The sequence below is a fragment of the Escherichia sp. MOD1-EC5433 genome (genome assembly GCF_002966005.1).
Taxonomy (GTDB): Bacteria; Pseudomonadota; Gammaproteobacteria; order Enterobacterales; family Enterobacteriaceae; genus Escherichia; species Escherichia ruysiae.
In genome coordinates this window covers 807,293-825,080 of the sequence record NZ_PTRL01000001.1, presented here as the reverse complement: position 1 = coordinate 825,080, position 17,788 = coordinate 807,293, and the positions used below count along the sequence as shown (strand labels likewise).

At 53.9% G+C, this 17,788-nt stretch carries 16 protein-coding genes and 1 pseudogene; 8 read left to right on the top strand and 9 right to left on the bottom strand.

The window, feature by feature from the left end:
- Positions 1–3: 3 nt before the first annotated feature.
- The 4 genes from srlD (at position 4) to gutQ (ending at position 3,059) form a co-directional block, all read left to right on the top strand.
- Entirely contained in the window at positions 4–783 is a 780-nt protein-coding gene (srlD, locus tag C3D30_RS04090; protein WP_001077345.1) for a sorbitol-6-phosphate dehydrogenase, read from the top strand.
- Positions 784–901: 118 nt separating this feature from the next.
- Positions 902–1,261, top strand: a complete 360-nt coding sequence (gutM, locus tag C3D30_RS04085; protein ID WP_000252898.1) for a transcriptional regulator GutM — start codon at positions 902–904, stop codon at positions 1,259–1,261.
- A gap of 66 nt (positions 1,262–1,327) precedes the next feature.
- Positions 1,328–2,101 carry a glucitol operon DNA-binding transcriptional repressor SrlR gene (gene srlR, locus C3D30_RS04080; protein WP_000804555.1) on the top strand — a complete coding sequence of 258 codons (774 nt, stop codon included), beginning with the start codon at positions 1,328–1,330 and terminating at the stop codon, positions 2,099–2,101.
- Positions 2,094–3,059, top strand: a complete 966-nt coding sequence (gene gutQ / locus C3D30_RS04075; protein ID WP_001287396.1) for an arabinose-5-phosphate isomerase GutQ — start codon at positions 2,094–2,096, stop codon at positions 3,057–3,059. The genes srlR and gutQ overlap by 8 nt, the downstream gene beginning before the upstream one ends.
- Here gutQ and norR read toward each other — a convergent pair.
- On the bottom strand, positions 3,056–4,570 hold the full coding sequence (gene norR, locus C3D30_RS04070; RefSeq protein ID WP_000010718.1) for a nitric oxide reductase transcriptional regulator NorR: 1,515 nt from the start codon (positions 4,568–4,570) through the stop codon (positions 3,056–3,058). The two genes, gutQ and norR, sit on opposite strands and share 4 nt — an antisense overlap.
- Before the next feature lie 186 nt (positions 4,571–4,756).
- Here norR and norV point away from each other — a divergent pair, with 186 nt between their 5' ends.
- Both norV and norW read left to right on the top strand, forming a co-directional pair.
- Positions 4,757–6,196 (top strand): anaerobic nitric oxide reductase flavorubredoxin, encoded by a 1,440-nt coding sequence (norV, locus tag C3D30_RS04065; RefSeq protein WP_000029630.1) that lies wholly within the window; start codon positions 4,757–4,759, stop codon positions 6,194–6,196.
- Entirely contained in the window at positions 6,193–7,326 is a 1,134-nt protein-coding gene (gene norW, locus C3D30_RS04060; RefSeq protein ID WP_105286502.1) for an NADH:flavorubredoxin reductase NorW, read from the top strand. The genes norV and norW overlap by 4 nt, the downstream gene beginning before the upstream one ends.
- A gap of 128 nt (positions 7,327–7,454) precedes the next feature.
- Here norW and hypF read toward each other — a convergent pair whose 3' ends face one another.
- The 3 genes from hypF to ascG form a co-directional block, all read right to left on the bottom strand.
- A complete protein-coding gene (gene hypF, locus C3D30_RS04055; RefSeq protein ID WP_105286501.1) occupies positions 7,455–9,713 on the bottom strand; it encodes a carbamoyltransferase HypF in 2,259 nt (752 codons plus the stop codon).
- A gap of 152 nt (positions 9,714–9,865) precedes the next feature.
- Positions 9,866–10,393 (bottom strand): electron transport protein HydN, encoded by a 528-nt coding sequence (gene hydN, locus C3D30_RS04050; RefSeq protein WP_001078777.1) that lies wholly within the window; start codon positions 10,391–10,393, stop codon positions 9,866–9,868.
- 148 nt (positions 10,394–10,541) lie between these two features.
- Entirely contained in the window at positions 10,542–11,552 is a 1,011-nt protein-coding gene (gene ascG / locus C3D30_RS04045) for a DNA-binding transcriptional regulator AscG (protein ID WP_105286500.1), read from the bottom strand.
- A 259-nt stretch (positions 11,553–11,811) separates the two neighbouring features.
- Here ascG and ascF point away from each other — a divergent pair, with 259 nt between their 5' ends.
- Both ascF and ascB read left to right on the top strand, forming a co-directional pair.
- Positions 11,812–13,269 (top strand): PTS cellobiose/arbutin/salicin transporter subunit IIBC, encoded by a 1,458-nt coding sequence (gene ascF / locus C3D30_RS04040; RefSeq protein ID WP_105286499.1) that lies wholly within the window; start codon positions 11,812–11,814, stop codon positions 13,267–13,269.
- Positions 13,270–13,277: 8 nt separating this feature from the next.
- Entirely contained in the window at positions 13,278–14,702 is a 1,425-nt protein-coding gene (ascB, locus tag C3D30_RS04035) for a 6-phospho-beta-glucosidase AscB (protein WP_105286527.1), read from the top strand.
- A 103-nt stretch (positions 14,703–14,805) separates the two neighbouring features.
- Here the strand turns inward: ascB and C3D30_RS04030 are convergent.
- The 5 genes and pseudogenes from C3D30_RS04030 to hycF all read right to left on the bottom strand — a co-directional run bounded on the left by C3D30_RS04030 (position 14,806) and on the right by hycF (position 17,782).
- Positions 14,806–15,560: pseudogene (locus C3D30_RS04030) on the bottom strand (hypothetical protein).
- A gap of 42 nt (positions 15,561–15,602) precedes the next feature.
- Complete coding sequence (gene hycI / locus C3D30_RS04025) at positions 15,603–16,073, bottom strand: hydrogenase maturation peptidase HycI (protein WP_000132961.1); 471 nt, start codon at positions 16,071–16,073, stop codon at positions 15,603–15,605.
- Positions 16,066–16,476, bottom strand: coding sequence for a formate hydrogenlyase assembly protein HycH (hycH, locus tag C3D30_RS04020; protein WP_021551280.1), 411 nt, complete (start codon positions 16,474–16,476; stop codon positions 16,066–16,068). Before hycH ends, hycI begins: the two co-directional genes overlap by 8 nt.
- Positions 16,473–17,240 (bottom strand): formate hydrogenlyase subunit HycG, encoded by a 768-nt coding sequence (gene hycG, locus C3D30_RS04015; RefSeq protein ID WP_000067387.1) that lies wholly within the window; start codon positions 17,238–17,240, stop codon positions 16,473–16,475. The genes hycH and hycG overlap by 4 nt, the downstream gene beginning before the upstream one ends.
- On the bottom strand, positions 17,240–17,782 hold the full coding sequence (hycF, locus tag C3D30_RS04010; RefSeq protein ID WP_000493799.1) for a formate hydrogenlyase subunit HycF: 543 nt from the start codon (positions 17,780–17,782) through the stop codon (positions 17,240–17,242). Before hycF ends, hycG begins: the two co-directional genes overlap by 1 nt.
- Positions 17,783–17,788 lie beyond the last annotated feature (6 nt).

Sequence of the window (17,788 nt, the reverse complement as noted above, 5' to 3'; positions counted from 1 at the left end):
AAAATGAATCAGGTTGCCGTTGTCATCGGTGGTGGGCAAACTCTGGGCGCGTTCCTGTGCCATGGTCTGGCTGCCGAGGGGTATCGTGTGGCAGTTGTCGATATTCAGAGCGACAAAGCCGCAAATGTGGCGCAAGAAATTAACGCCGAATATGGTGAGGGAACGGCGTACGGTTTTGGTGCTGACGCCACCAGCGAGCAGAGCGTTCTGGCGCTCTCTCGTGGGATAGATGAAATCTTTGGTCGCGTCGATTTACTGGTCTACAGCGCCGGAATTGCAAAAGCAGCGTTTATCAGCGATTTCCAGCTCGGCGATTTTGACCGTTCGCTACAGGTGAATCTGGTGGGCTATTTCCTGTGCGCGCGTGAATTTTCGCGTTTGATGATCCGCGACGGCATTCAGGGACGCATTATTCAGATCAACTCGAAATCCGGCAAGGTGGGCAGTAAACATAACTCTGGCTACAGCGCCGCGAAATTTGGTGGCGTAGGGCTGACTCAATCACTGGCGCTGGATCTGGCAGAGTACGGCATTACGGTGCATTCGCTGATGCTCGGTAACCTGCTGAAATCGCCGATGTTCCAGTCACTGTTGCCGCAATACGCCACCAAGCTGGGTATCAAACCGGACGAAGTCGAGCACTATTACATCGATAAAGTACCGCTCAAACGCGGCTGCGATTATCAGGATGTGCTGAATATGCTGCTGTTCTACGCCAGCCCCAAAGCGTCGTACTGCACCGGACAGTCGATCAATGTCACTGGCGGTCAGGTGATGTTCTGATCAACAGCGGAGATCCTTTTAGGATTTCAGACTGATGACAATGTTCAAAAAGGGTTCGGACGATCCCCTCGCCTCTTTGGGGTGAGGGGGAAAACCGTACCCACATTTAGGAGAAGTTATGGTATCAGCTCTCATCACCGTCGCCGTTATCGCCTGGTGTGCGCAACTGGCCTTAGGCGGCTGGCAAATTTCTCGTTTTAATCGAGCCTTCGACGCGCTCTGCCAGCAAGGGCGCGTCGGTGTAGGCCGTTCCAGTGGGCGCTTTAAGCCACGGGTCGTGGTCGCCATCGCCCTGGACGATCAGCAGCGCGTCACCGACACCTTGTTTATGAAAGGACTGACCGTTTTCGCCCGACCACAAAAAATTCCCGCAATTAAGGGTATGTATTCTGGTGATTTAAAGCCCGATGTGATCTTTCCCCATGATCCACTATCACAGAATGCTCTATCATTGGCGCTTAAACTGAAACGTAGATAATTTCGTTGTGAATGTTACTAGCTTGCGAAGTTATCATTTTGAAACCTAAATCAGGTAATCACGCCCATGAAACCTCGTCAGCGTCAGGCCGCCATTCTGGAGTATCTGCAAAAGCAGGGGAAATGCTCGGTTGAAGAATTGGCGCAATACTTTGACACCACAGGCACCACCATTCGCAAAGATCTGGTTATTCTGGAACATGCCGGAACCGTCATCCGAACCTATGGCGGCGTGGTGTTAAATAAAGAGGAATCCGATCCGCCTATCGATCATAAAACGCTCATCAACACCCATAAGAAAGAGCTGATTGCAGAAGCTGCCGTTAGTTTTATTCATGATGGCGATTCGATCATTCTCGATGCTGGCAGTACCGTGTTGCAGATGGTCCCCATGTTATCGCGCTTTAATAACATCACGGTGATGACCAACAGCCTGCATATCGTCAACGCGCTATCCGAACTGGATAACGAACAAACCATCCTGATGCCAGGCGGAACATTTCGCAAAAAATCGGCCTCATTTCACGGGCAACTGGCAGAGAATGCCTTCGAGCATTTCACCTTCGATAAATTATTTATGGGCACCGACGGCATCGATCTCAATGCGGGCGTAACCACGTTCAACGAGGTTTATACCGTCAGTAAGGCGATGTGTAATGCCGCGCGCGAAGTGATTTTGATGGCTGACTCATCGAAGTTTGGTCGTAAAAGCCCCAACGTAGTTTGCAGTCTTGAAAGCGTCGATAAACTGATTACCGACGCAGGTATCGATCCGGCGTTTCGTCAGGCGCTGGAAGAGAAAGGGATCGACGTGATCATAACCGGAGAAAGCAATGAGTGAAGCACTACTGAACGCGGGACGTCAGACGTTAATACTGGAGTTGCAGGAAGCAAGCCGTTTACCGGAACGTCTGGGCGATGATTTTGTTCGCGCCGCCAATATCATCCTGCACTGCGAAGGCAAAGTGGTGGTTTCGGGAATTGGCAAATCGGGCCACATTGGTAAGAAAATCGCCGCAACGCTTGCCAGTACCGGCACACCGGCTTTTTTTGTCCATCCCGCAGAAGCACTGCACGGCGATCTGGGGATGATTGAAAGCCGCGATGTGATGCTGTTTATCTCTTACTCCGGTGGCGCGAAGGAACTGGATCTGATTATTCCGCGTCTGGAAGACAAATCTATCGCCCTGCTGGCGATGACTGGCAAACCGACATCACCGCTGGGTCTGGCGGCGAAAGCGGTGCTGGATATTTCCGTAGAACGCGAAGCCTGCCCGATGCACCTTGCGCCGACCTCCAGCACCGTCAATACCCTGATGATGGGCGATGCGCTGGCGATGGCGGTCATGCAGGCGCGCGGATTTAATGAAGAAGATTTTGCCCGCTCCCACCCTGCCGGCGCGCTGGGCGCTCGCTTGCTGAACAAAGTGCATCATCTGATGCGCCGTGATGACGCCATCCCTCAGGTAGCGTTAACCGCCAGCGTGATGGACGCGATGCTGGAACTCAGCCGCACCGGTCTGGGGCTGGTGGCAGTATGTGACGCTCAACAACAGGTACAAGGCGTCTTTACTGACGGCGATTTACGTCGCTGGCTGGTTGGCGGCGGCGCACTCACCACGCCGGTGAATGAAGCGATGACGGCAGGCGGCACCACATTACAGGCACAAAGTCGCGCTATCGACGCCAAAGAAATCCTGATGAAGCGCAAAATCACCGCCGCACCGGTGGTGGATGAAAACGGCAAACTCACCGGCGCGATTAACCTGCAGGATTTCTATCAGGCCGGGATTATTTAATCCTTCAACCCCAGACGTTTCGCCAGCCGATGCAGGTTGGCGACGTCAGTTTCCAGCATCCGTGCGCAGGCAGCCCAGTTGTGATGATTTTGCACCAGTGCCTGGCGAATAGTTTCACGCTGGAACACTTCTGTCGCTTCACGCAGGTTTTGCTTAACAACGGGCACCGCTGCCACTTCTGGCGGCGGCACCGTCACTTCTGGAAAAGCAAAATGTTGCGCCTCGAGAATCACTTCATCGCCGCTGCGGGTCGCTCTCGCCAGCACCACCGCCCGATGAATAGCATGTTCCAGTTCACGCACGTTCCCCGGAAAACTATAGTGTTGCAATAAATTCCGTGCTCCGGCGCTTAATACCACGCGAGAAAGCCCCAGTCGCAGGCGGCACTGCTCGCAGAAATACCCCGCCAGCAGAATGACGTCATCGCCCCGCTCACGCAGCGGCGGCACCGAAAGCGGAAACACGCTCAGGCGGTGGAACAAGTCAGCGCGAAATCGCCCTGCCAGCACCTCTTCGCGTAAGTCGCGGTTAGTCGCCGCCAGCACGCGCACATCGACCCGCAAACTACGGTCATCGCCAACGCGCTGAATATCGCCATACTGCAACACCCTCAGCAGCTTGGCCTGCAATGCCAACGACAACTCGCCGATCTCATCCAGAAACAGCGTGCCGTTATCCGCCATTTCAAACTTCCCGCTGCGGTTACTGATAGCGCCAGTAAACGCTCCTTTCACATGCCCGAACAATTCACTTTCCGCCACACTTTCCGGCAGTGCGGCACAGTTGAGATAGACCAGCGGATTCACCGCACGTGGCGAGGCTTCATGAATCGCTTTCGCCACCAGCTCCTTACCGGTTCCCGTCTCACCGCTGATCAGGACGTTGAGATCGGAGGCCGCCACAATCTCAATCTCTTTTTTCAGTTGCGTCATGCCTGGGGACAAGCCAATCATCTGCATCTGTTTCACCGCTTCAAACGGCGCGGCATCGCCCGGCAGCATATTCTGGCTTTCCAGTTGTTCAATCAGTAACGCATTGCTTAACGCCCCCGCCGCCAGCGCGGCAATCAGCCGTAACTCTTCATCGCTGAAAACATCGAACTGATCGGGCTGCATCCCGTCGAGCGTCAGTGCGCCGATCAGGTTTTGTCCGGCAAACAACGGCAGGCCAACGCAGGCGTGAACCTTCAGACTCTCCTGACCAGGAATCAAACCGTCATAGGGATCGGGCAATTCGCTGTCTGCGGGAAAACGCACCACATCACCCGCGCGGGCAATCGCTTCCAGCCGTGGATGCCCTTCCAGCGCAAAACGCCTGCCGAGTACATCCTTCGCCAGCCCGTCGATGGCAAGCGGAATAAACTGCCGCGAGTCGTAACGTAGCAACGCAGACGCATCGCACTCCAGCACCTGACGCAGCGTGGTGATCAGGCGCTGAAAACGATCCTGATGACCAATCCCACGCTGCAATTCGATGGCGATATTCGCCAGCACATCAACGGAAAAACTCATCTTTGCCTCACTGTCAATTTGACTATAGATATTGTCATATCGACCATTTTATTGATAGTCATTTTGACTACTCACTAATGAGCACAAATAAATTTATATAGTAAAAACAATAAGATAAAAAACTGGCACGCAATCTGCAATTAACAAAACATCTTTTTAGAACACGCTGAATAAATTGAGGTTGCTATGTCTATTGTGGTGAAAAATAACATTCATTGGGTGGGTCAACGTGACTGGGAAGTGCGTGATTTTCACGGCACGGAATATAAAACGCTGCGCGGCAGCAGTTACAACAGCTACCTCATCCGCGAAGAAAAAAACGTGCTGATCGACACCGTCGACCATAAATTCAGCCGCGAATTTGTGCAGAACCTGCGTAATGAAATCGATCTGGCGGATATCGATTACATCGTGATTAACCATGCAGAAGAGGACCACGCTGGGGCGCTGACCGAACTGATGGCGCAAATTCCCGATACGCCGATCTACTGTACTGCCAACGCTATCGACTCGATAAATGGTCATCACCATCATCCGGAGTGGAATTTTAATGTGGTGAAAACTGGCGACACGCTGGATATCGGCAACGGCAAACAGCTCATTTTTGTCGAAACGCCAATGCTGCACTGGCCGGACAGCATGATGACTTACCTGACAGGCGACGCGGTGCTGTTCAGTAACGATGCTTTCGGTCAGCACTACTGCGACGAGCATCTGTTCAACGATGAAGTGGATCAGACCGAGCTTTTCGAGCAGTGCCAGCGTTACTACGCCAATATCCTGACGCCGTTCAGCCGCCTGGTAACGCCGAAAATCACCGAGATCCTCGGCTTTAACTTGCCGGTCGATATGATTGCTACCTCTCACGGTGTGGTGTGGCGCGATAACCCAACGCAGATTGTCGAGCTGTACCTGAAATGGGCGGCGGATTATCAGGAAGACAGAATAACCATTTTCTACGACACCATGTCGAATAACACCCGCATGATGGCTGACGCTATCGCCCAGGGGATCGCGGAAACCGACCCGCGCGTAGCGGTGAAAATTTTCAACGTCGCCCGTAGCGATAAAAACGAAATCCTGACCAATGTCTTCCGCTCAAAAGGTGTGCTGGTCGGTACTTCGACGATGAATAACGTGATGATGCCGAAAATCGCCGGGCTGGTGGAGGAGATGACCGGATTGCGCTTTCGTAATAAACGCGCCAGTGCTTTCGGCTCTCACGGCTGGAGCGGCGGTGCAGTGGATCGTCTTTCCACTCGCCTGCAGGATGCAGGTTTCGAAATGTCGCTTAGCCTGAAAGCCAAATGGCGACCGGATCAGGACGCTCTGGAGTTATGCCGTGAACACGGTCGTGAAATTGCCCGTCAATGGGCGCTTTCGCCGCTGCCGCAGAACACGGTGAATACGGTGGTTAAAGAAGAAACCTGTGCCACCACGACGGCTGACCTCGGCCCACGGATGCAGTGCAGCGTCTGCCAGTGGATTTACGATCCGGCAAAAGGCGAGCCAATGCAGGACGTTGCGCCAGGAACGCCGTGGAGTGAAGTCCCGGACAACTTCCTGTGCCCGGAATGTTCACTCGGCAAAGACGTCTTTGACGAACTGGCATCGGAGGCAAAATGAGCAACGGCATTGTGATCATTGGTTCGGGCTTCGCAGCCCGCCAACTGGTGAAAAATATTCGCAAACAGGACGCCAGTATTCCATTAACCCTGATTGCCGCCGACAGCATGGATGAGTACAACAAACCTGACCTCAGCCATGTGATCAGTCAGGGGCAACGTGCCGACGACCTTACCCGCCAGACGGCAGGTGAATTTGCCGAGCAGTTTAATCTGCGCCTGTTTCCGCAAACCTGGGTGACGGATATCGATGCCGAAGCCCATGTGGTGAAAAGCCAGAATAATCAGTGGCAATATGACAAGTTAGTGCTGGCAACCGGTGCCAGCGCCTTTGTCCCGCCGGTGCCCGGGCGTGAGTTAATGCTGACGTTAAATAGTCAGCAAGAGTATCGCGCCTGTGAAACACAACTGCGGGATGCCCGACGCGTGTTGATTGTTGGCGGTGGCTTGATTGGTAGCGAACTGGCGATGGATTTTTGTCGTGCAGGCAAAGCGGTCACGCTAATCGACAACGCTGCCAGTATTCTGGCATCGTTAATGCCACCGGAAGTAAGCAGCCGCTTGCAGCATCGGTTGACGGAGATGGGCGTTCATCTGCTGTTGAAATCTCAGTTGCAGGGGCTGGAAAAAACGGATTCTGGCATTCAGGCATCGCTGGACCGCCAGCGCAGCATCGAAGTGGATGCGGTAATTGCCGCCACCGGACTGCGCCCGGAAACCGCACTGGCACGACGCGCCGGGCTGACGATTAATCGCGGCGTTTGCGTCGATAGTTATCTGCAAACCAGTAATGCCGATATTTACGCGCTGGGCGATTGCGCGGAGATTAACGGTCAGGTATTGCCGTTCCTCCAGCCGATTCAACTTAGCGCGATGGTGCTGGCAAAAAATCTTCTCGGCAATAACACGCCGCTGAAACTACCGGCGATGTTGGTGAAAATCAAAACGCCGGAATTACCGCTGCATCTGGCAGGCGAAACCCAGCGTCAGGATTTACGCTGGCAGATTAATACCGAACGCCAGGGAATGGTGGCGCGCGGCGTTGACGATGCTGACCAGCTTCGCGCCTTTGTGGTCAGTGAGGATCGGATGAAAGAGGCATTTGGATTGTTGAAAACGTTGCCGGTGTAGGCATGGTTCTCTCCCTCGTCCTGGAAGGGCGAGAAAGTCATTGTGCGCACCAGTGTCAGCAGTTCCCCTCACCCTAACCCTCTCCCCAGTGGGGCGAGGGGACTGTTCGTGCTTTTTTTAAAATTCAGTTACGCCACATCCGCCACTATACCGCATTGCAGGATGTGCGCCGCAGCAATAACCCCCTGCCCCAGAGACAATCCGCCATCACCCGCCGGTAAACTCTGCGGAAAGAGCAACCTGAAATCAGCGAGATAATGCGCCAGACGTGCACGCAGCAAACGGTTATGAATAACCCCGCCGCTAAATACCAGCGTAGTGATACCACGCATCGTGGCCTGCTCACGCATCAACGCGGCAAAACCCTGCGCCAGCGCATCATGAAACGCCCACGCGCGTTGATTAACCGGTGCCTGCCAGTTCAGCCACTGCTGCCAGAAAGTGGCGAGATCCAGTTGATTGTCCACCAGCGGCATCGTCACCGGATGCGTCACTCCGTGGCACGAAGCCGCCAGCGCCTCCAGCGCACAAGCCGCTTCACCTTCATAACTTAACGTGACTGGCGCACAGCCCAGCGCCGCCGCTATAGCATCGAACAAACGCCCACACGATGACGCCAGCGGCGCATTGATTCCACGCTCAATGGCCCGCGCCAGCACGCTCCAGTTTTGCTGTTGCACACTTGCTGTTTCGGGATAATTCTGCCACTGCGGCACAAAGCGCAGGCACTGCGCCAGCAGGTTACGCCACGGCTGCTTTGCAGCCAAATCGCCCCCCGGAAGCGCCACCGCAGGCAAGCCGCCCAGGTGCTCACATTCGCGATAGTTCACCCGCAAGCACTCGCCGCCCCACAAAGCGCCGTTCTCCCCCATACCGATACCGTCGAGCGTCAAAGCAATGACATCACCGCTCTCCAGCGGCCAGTGATGTTCTGCCAGACACGCCGCCGCGTGAGCATGATGATGCAGCACCGTTTGCGTCGGCAGGTTCATCTCACGCGCCCACTGGCTGGAGACATAGCCCGGATGCGCGTCATGCACAACGTATTGCGGGGTGAAATCGTAGATGTTTTGCATCAGACGTAACGCTTCGCGCCATTGCATCTGGATGCCATCGTCACTTAAATCACCCAAATGTTGACTCAACACCGCTTGTTCACCACGCACCAGGCTGAAGGTATTTTTCAGATCCGCACCAAGACACAGTACAGGCGGAACATTTTTAAAGCCCGGAGGCAAAGCCAACGCGTCCGGCACATACCCCCGCGACCGGCGCAGCATTTCGCCGCTTTCGCGCACCACCGAATCATCCATCCGCTGCACGATATCGCGGTTATGTATCAAGAATCCGTCGGCAATGCCCTGCAAATCCGCCAGCGCCTGTTCATTGCTGATAGCCGGTGGTTTACCGCTCAGGTTGCCGGAGGTCATCACCAGCGGGCATTGCAGTTCCTGTAACAGCAAATGCTGGAGCGGGTTCGCAGGCAACATTACCCCGACTTCGTTAAGGCCTGGGGCGATATCATCACAAAGCTCAGGTACGTATTTTTTATCCACCAGCACAATCGGCGCGGCGGGCGTGGTAAGCAACTGGCGTGCAGCGTCTGGTAAGCCTTCTGCTGTTGGCAACATAACCGCCAGCGGTTTCGCCGGGCGATGTTTGCGCGCCCGCAGTGTCGCCACCGCGTTACTGTTACGTGCATCGCAGGCGAGATGAAATCCGCCAATCCCTTTGATGGCGACAATCTTGCCCGCTTTTAACTGTGCGATAGCCGCCTGTAACGCGGCCTCTTGTTCGGTATGTTCGCCATGACTTACCCATTCAAGATGCGGGCCACACTCCGGGCAGGCCACCGGCTGGGCGTGAAAGCGGCGATCGAGCGGATCGCGATATTCTTTGTCACAGGCCGGACACAGCGGAAACGCCGCCATCACGGTAAACGGGCGGTCATAGGGCATCGCGCGAATAATAGTGAAACGCGGGCCACAGTGAGTACAGTTGATAAACGGATAACGATAACGCCGCTCGTCCGTCGTATTCATTTCAGCAAGACACGCTGGGCAAGTGGCGGCATCGGGAACTATTTGCGTATTCATAGCGCCGCCTGTGCTCTGGCGGATAGTGAACTCAGTGGGCAGTTGTGACCAGATAAACGGCTCACGCTCGACGCTATCAATACGCGCCAGCGGCGGACAATGCAGATGCAATTGCGCAAGAAACGTTTCCGGGTCTTCCAGCAGTCGGACTTCTACGCCATCGCCGTCATTACAGACATCGCCGTGAAGATTTAATTGCTGCGCCAGCTGCCAGACAAACGGACGAAAACCGACGCCCTGCACTTTGCCACGAATACGCAGTTGGACACCGCAAGATGTGTTTTTTGCCATTGAGTTATTCCCGCCATCATGAATTGCGTAACCCGCCCTGCCGGACACGAGCGCGTCGCATCCGGCAGTCACAGGTCGGCGATATCGCCCGCCCCGTATTCTACGAATATTTTCGGGAATTCCTTTGATGCCAGAACAGTTCTGTAAGATTTTTAGAACATCAGCGCCGTGCGGCGACGTTTTTCTGCGCTCAGTTGTTCAAGTTTATTCCGATCGACACAAATCAGCGCATGGGTCGGGCAAGCCGCCATACACGCCGGGCCGTCTTCACGATGGTTGCACAGGTCGCATTTATTGGCTTCGGCTTTGTCTGCACGTACATTCAGCCCCGCACCGCTGTTGCGAATCACCGGACGTACCACCACTTCCATCGCGCCATACGGGCAAGCCACAACGCAGGTTTTGCAACCAATGCAACGTTCCTGCATCACATGAACAAACCCTTTATCACGGCTGATAGCACCATTCGGGCAGACGTTAGCGCACGGTGCATCTTCACACTGACGGCAAACCGTAGCAGTGGAAATGTTCACACCTTTAATGACATGGATTCGCGGTAAAAAAGTTTCCGGGGTCAGCGATGCACAGTCCTGATTTTCCTGATGAGAAACCACACACGCCACTTCACAGGTACGGCAACCAATACATTTACTCGCGTCAGCAATGATGAAACGGTTCATCAAATTCTCCAGCAATGACAGTTAATGCGCCGATACATTCACAAATCATGCCAGTTTTTAATTTACTGTTATTTAAGGAAATTAAATTCTGTAATGCAGAGAAAACGATGTCATCGACACAAGTGACGATGACATGTGATGACAATGTTTATCGCAAAAGAGCAATGAGGGAGTCGCGGCGGATCAGTTTTCCACTGAAAGTTTTCGGCGGTGAGAAATCCCCGCCATCGAGCATAAAAATAAGCCGTCCAATAATTTCCTGAATCATCTCAGTTACCGGAATTTTTACGCTGGAGAGCGCCGGAACGGTGTAGGGGGCAATAGCGATATCATCGAATCCGATAACTGACACCTGCTCTGGCACCGCTACGCCGCGCTCGTGTAACGCTTTCATCGCCCCTATCGCCATATCATCATTACTGGCGACTAACGCGCTAAATTTAGCCCCACGTTCGAGCAACGTTTCTACCCCTTCGGCTCCGCTGGCGGGCGTCCATTTACCGTTAGCGATAAGTTTTTCATTGAGCGCAATACCATGCTGCGCCAGCGCGTCTTTATATCCGGCAAGACGCTCAATGCTGGTGGGGGAATCCATCGAGCCGGTAAGGAAAGCAATCTCCTGATGTCCGGCGTTTATCAACTCTGCCACGGCGTTAAAGCTGGTCTGTTTATGATCGCACCAGACGCTATGGCTGCTGTTTTTGCGCAGGCGGCGATTGAGCACCATTATCGGCTGACTGTGGGCGTCAATGATGTCATCAATCTCATCCACGCTTAAAAAACGCGGGTAAATCATAATAGCGTCGCAGCGCAGATCCAGCAGATACTGAATCGCCTGGCGCTCTTCTTCGGCGCTGTGTTTACCATCAGCCAACAACAGTTGCCGCCCTTTCTCTTCCGCCATCCGCGCGGCATGAAACAGTAATTCACTAAAATAAATGCCGTGGTAAAGCGTGTTGGTCACTACCAGCCCCAGCGTCTGAGTACTCTTCGCCGACAGATTGCGCGCCAGCAAATTTGGGCGGTAACCGCTCTCTTCTACCGCCTGAAACACGCGATCTTTAGTCTCCTGGCTGACGTAGCCATTACCTGAAAGCACGCGGGAAACGGTCGCTTTTGAAACCCCGGCGCGCTTCGCCACTTCCAGCATTGTCGTCATTGTTTTCATCCCTTTACACGCAGTCATCGCAGTTTACTGCACCGTTGGCTGGTTGTCCTTGCGCAATCAGCGGGAAAAATATTCAGGTGACCGGTTTCACAAATATAAAAAATGAACAATCAACTCTCTTGCTTATTAAATGACAACTATTCATGATTTTGTGAAACCGGTTTCTTATTTCCGTTTCAGCATCGGCATTTTCCCGTCACGTCGACTGATAACAACTACCTCTACCCTACTGATAACAGGATAAAATCCGATGGCCAAAAATTATGCGGCGCTGGCGCGCTCGGTGATAGCGGCACTGGGCGGCGTTGATAACATCTCGGCGGTCACGCACTGTATGACGCGTTTGCGCTTTGTTATCAAAGACGACAAGCTTATCGACAGCCCGACGTTAAAAACCATCTCCGGCGTGCTCGGCGTGGTACGTAGTGACAACCAGTGCCAGGTGATTATCGGCAATACGGTTTCGCAGGCCTTTCAGGAAGTCGTCAGCTTGTTACCTGGAAATATGCAGCCCCCGCAGCCCGTGGGTAAACCAAAGCTCACGCTACGTCGCATTGGTGCCGGGATCCTCGATGCGCTGATCGGCACCATGTCACCGCTGATCCCGGCGATTATCGGCGGATCGATGGTCAAACTGCTGGCGATGATCCTCGAAATGAGCGGCGTGCTGACTAAAGGATCGCCGACCTTAACCATCCTGAATGTGATTGGTGACGGTGCTTTCTTCTTCCTGCCGCTGATGGTCGCGGCTTCTGCCGCCATCAAATTTAAAACCAATATGTCGCTGGCGATTGCCATCGCGGGTGTACTGGTACATCCGAGTTTCATTGAACTGATGGCGAAAGCGGCCCAGGGTGAACATGTCGAATTTGCCCTGATTCCGGTTACAGCGGTGAAATACACCTACACGGTGATCCCGGCGCTGGTGATGACCTGGTGCCTGTCATATATCGAACGCTGGGTGGACAGCATTACGCCGGCGGTGACGAAAAACTTCCTCAAGCCGATGCTGATTGTGTTGATTGCCGCACCGCTGGCAATCCTGCTGATTGGCCCGATTGGTATCTGGATCGGTAGCGCCATTTCGGCGCTGGTTTACACCATTCATGGTTATCTGGGCTGGCTTTCAGTCGCCATTATGGGCGCGCTGTGGCCGCTGCTGGTAATGACCGGGATGCACCGCGTCTTTACACCAACCATCATTCAGACCATTGCCGAAACCGGAAAAGAAGGGATGGTCATGCCGTCAGAAATCGGCGCTAACCTGTCGCTGGGCGGTTCATCGCTGGCGGTGGCGTGGAAAACGAAAAACCCGGAACTACGCCAGACGGCGCTGGCTGCGGCGGCATCAGCCATTATGGCGGGGATTTCCGAACCGGCGTTATACGGCGTGGCGATCCGTCTGAAACGTCCGCTTATCGCCAGTCTTATCAGCGGTTTTATTTGCGGCGCGGTTGCCGGTATGGCGGGGCTTGCCAGCCACTCAATGGCAGCGCCGGGGTTATTTACCAGCGTACAGTTCTTCGATCCGGCAAATCCAATGAGCATCGTCTGGGTGTTCGCCGTCATGGCACTGGCGGTCGTGCTGTCGTTTATCCTCACACTGTTGCTCGGCTTTGAGGATATCCCTGTTGAGGAAGCGGCTGCCGAGGCGCGAAAGCATCAGGGCGTACAACCGACCGTCGCCAAAGAAGTAAGTCTTAATTGAGGATGAAAATGTCTGTATTTCCGCAAGGTTTTTTATGGGGCGGCGCGCTTGCCGCCAACCAGTCTGAAGGCGCGTACCGTGAAGGCGGCAAAGGGCTGACCACGGTCGATATGATCCCGCACGGCGAGCATCGAATGGCGGTGAAACTGGGGCTGGAAAAACGTTTTCAGTTGCGCGATGACGAGTTTTATCCCAGCCATGAGGCGACGGATTTTTATCATCGTTATAAAGAAGATATCGCCCTGATGGCAGAGATGGGATTCAAGGTTTTCCGTACCTCAATAGCCTGGAGCCGCCTCTTTCCGCAGGGCGATGAGCTGACGCCCAACCAGCAAGGCATTGCTTTTTATCGTTCTGTCTTTGAAGAGTGTAAAAAGTACGGAATCGAACCGCTGGTCACGTTGTGTCACTTCGATGTGCCGATGCATCTGGTGACGGAATATGGCTCCTGGCGTAACCGTAAGCTGGTGAAGTTTTTCACTCGCTACGCCCGAACCTGTTTTGAAGCATTTGATGGCCTGGTGAAATACTGGCTAACCTTCAATGAAATCAACATTATGTTGCATAGCCCGTTCTCCGGCGCGGGTCTGGTGTTTGAAGAAGGGGAAAATCAGGATCAGGTGAAATATCAGGCTGCGCACCACCAGCTGGTTGCCAGTGCGTTAGCCACCAAAATCGCCCATGAGGTTAACCCGCAAAATCAGGTGGGCTGTATGCTGGCGGGCGGTAACTTCTACCCTTACAGTTGCAAGCCGGAAGATGTCTGGGCGGCGCTGGAGAAAGATCGGGAAAACCTGTTTTTTATCGATGTGCAGGCGCGGGGCGCGTATCCGGCTTACTCTGCCCGCGTATTCCGCGAAAAAGGGGTAACCATCGACAAAGCGCCTGGCGATGATGAGATCCTGAAAAATACCGTCGATTTTGTCTCCTTCAGCTATTACGCCTCGCGCTGCGCCTCGGCGGAGATGAACACCAACAACAGCAGTGCGGCGAACGTGGTGAAATCGCTGCGTAACCCGTATCTGCAAGTGAGCGACTGGGGCTGGGGTATTGATCCACTCGGTCTGCGCATCACCATGAACATGATGTACGACCGTTATCAGAAGCCGCTGTTTCTGGTGGAAAACGGCCTCGGCGCAAAAGATGAATTTGCTGCCAATGGTGAGATTAACGATGACTATCGCATCAGCTATCTACGCGAGCACATCCGCGCAATGGGCGAAGCGATTGCAGACGGCATTCCGCTGATGGGCTACACCACCTGGGGCTGTATTGATTTGGTTTCTGCCTCAACGGGTGAAATGAGCAAACGCTACGGTTTTGTCTATGTAGACCGTGACGATGCAGGTAACGGCACACTGGCGCGCACGCGTAAGAAATCGTTCTGGTGGTATAAAAAAGTGATTGCCAGTAACGGCGAAGATTTAGAGTAAGCAACCGTGCCGGATGCGGCGTGAACGCCTTATCCGGCCTACTCGTCGCACGAACTTTGTAGGCTCGATAAGCGCAGCGCATCGGGCAATTTAGCGTTTGCCATCAGTTCTGATTCATCCCATCAAGCACATCCCCCGTTATCAACAACGCTGCGTTAGCGCCAAATCTTCCGTTTGCGGGTCGCGTCCAGCGATGGGTTTGAGAACGAGTTTACGGTTGGGAGTATAAGTAAAACGCGTGAGTGCAGGATAGCTTAACTTGCCAAACCAGCCATGAACACGCTGCCATTTGGCCTCTTTTACCTGATACAAACTGGTTAGCCAGTAACCGGAATCAAACTGCATATCCAGCAGCTGCGTGTGACCATTGCCTTGCAAATCCAGCAAATCATCAACGCCAGTTTTGCTTGCGGTGTAGAATCCCCAGGGTTCAAAGACACAGGGACGACCTTCGCGTGTGAACGTCAACAGGATTAAATGTGCATAAGGAGCCAGACCATTACCGGCACTGGGTAACCAGATAACCAGATCCTGAATGCCGTTACGATCAAGATCGGCGCGATAGAGTTGCCCTTTGCCCGCTATGTTTGCCAGCATACCCACAGGCACTGTCCAGGATTTACCGGCGCGGTCTTTTGCGGTTAATTGCCAGTCATCCTCTTCATTTGGCATCTTCTCAAGCGTTACGCCAGCAACGCCCACTTTTCTAAAATGCCAGTTTTGCTCGGTATAATAAGGCATGGTCAGGAGAGGTTTCAGCGCCCGCTTTTGTGCGTATTCGCTGTCACTCATCGGCAGATACTCGGTAAAGCTGGTGGCCTGCGCAGGAAGCACTAAGCTCAATAAAAAAGCGCACATCCCTGTCCTGGTTTTCAATTCCCTGAATTCCTTAATGAAGAACTACTCTTCTTCCACCGCTAACTGCGCGAATCCGCCGTTCCCTTCCCAACCTTCCAGCCGTTGATAAACGGTTTCCACCGCGTCTTTAATCGGCTGGGTCATCGGGTAGTAAAAGCCGACGATATCCGGCTGGATGCCGAGGAAAATCACCTCACCAATGTCTTCTTTCAACTGATCGATAAGGTAGTTCAGCGGCATGTTATGGGTAGTCATCATAAACATCTCGGCGATATCATCCGGGTCGATGATGCGGATTTCGCCGGGGTTTAGCCCCATATCCGTGGCATCGACAATAAGCAGTCGTGTCGGGCGCAGTTCGCGGATAGCGACGATATCGTTTTCCGGTGCACTACCGCCGTCAATCACCACCCAGTTACCTTTCGGCGCGGCGGCGCACTTTTCCGCCAGCAGCGGACCTGCGCCATCATCGCCCATCATGCTATTGCCAACACAGAGTAAAACGTCAGTCACGCAGTCTCCTCACCATCAAATAGATGGCGTTTTCCTGATGAATATCATGCAGCATACTTAACAGCATTGTACTCCATTCCTTCTGCTGCGAAGTTTGCACAGCCCGGGCTTTATCGAATGCGTTGGCCAGCATCGGCACATGGTTAATGTCGATGACGATCTCACCATATTTCGGCACGCCCTCCATTTTGCGACGGGCTTCGCTGCCCGCCTCCAGAGTGGCAATCCATGCCAGATAGTCATCCCACGGGCAGGTGAGCGCCGCTTCCAGGCAATCGATAACCCCAAGGTGGTGACCAATCGCCAGGCTGTAATAGACCACCTGCTGCGCCTCGGCGGGCGTGGCATCGTTCTCATCAATAAATTTACGGCTCAGTTGACTGAACACCACCTTTTCACTCATCGGATACGCGCCTCTTCAACAACATGATTCAGATGGCTGACAATCTCGTTCAGACGCGGATCGTTTTCCGCTTCCAGCCAGCGTGCAACCTGCTCTTCACCCTGCCCTAATTGCGTCAGGAAATCATCGGCAATCTGGCGACCGTAACGGTAACCCGCCAGGCGGCGCGCTTCGCGATCCACTTTCACACGCAGCGGCTGAACCATATCCGGATGCAGAATCTCTGCCGGTTGCTCATCCAGTTCGCCTGGCTCACGGGCGTGGATTTTCTGCTCCAGCAGGCCGAGCGCCATTGCAAAACCGTACAGCGTGGCGGCTGGCGTTGGCGGGCAGCCAGGGATATAAACATCCACCGGGACGATTTTATCCGTACCGCCCCACACGCAGTAGAGGTCGTGGAAAATGCCGCCGCTGTTACCGCAGGCACCGTAGGAGATACAGATTTTAGGGTCCGGCGCGGACTGCCACGCACGCAGCGCAGGGGATCGCATTGCACGGGTGACCGCGCCGGTAAACAGTAAAATATCCGCATGACGCGGGGACGGAACGACTTTAATACCGAAGCGTTCTGCATCGAACAGCGGCGAAAGCGTGGCGAAAATTTCGATTTCGCAGCCGTTGCAGCCGCCGCAGTCCACGCGGTAAACGTAGGCAGAACGTTTGATTTTTTTCAGTAACGACGCCTTCATGCTGGCGATGGATTCATCCACCGTCATTGGGACCGGAATGCCGTTGGCGTCACGGGGGCCTAATAAATTGCTCATCAGATGGCCTCTTTCATATGGCGAGTCAGTTCAATACGGTCGGACGGCACCAGGCATTTCTGGCGCTTACATTCCGGGCAAGTCTCAAAGCTTTCGCGGTGGTTTTCCGCGCGGCTGTCACCGTTGTGCTTAAGCAGCGCAATGGCGTAGTCGATCTCTTTCTGTACGGCGAAAGGACGATTGCAGACGCGGCAGTTGCACAACGCGAAGCGGGACTGTTGCAGGAAGTCTTCTTTCTTCCACACCGCCAGTTCGTACTCTTGCGACAGTTTGATCGCCGCCGTCGGGCAAACTTCTTCGCAGCGTCCACAGAAGATGCAGCGCCCGAGATTGAACTGCCACGCCAGCTCACCGGTGGCGAGGTCAGTTTCAACCGTTAAGGCGTTTGACGGGCAGGCATTGACGCAGGCCGCACAGCCGATGCACTGCTGCGGGTTCTGCTCTGGCTTACCACGGAAGTTTTTATCAACCGCAATCGGCTCCAGCGGATAAGACGAGGTCGCCGTGCCGGTTTTGATGACTTTTTTGATAAAGGTAAACATGGCGAT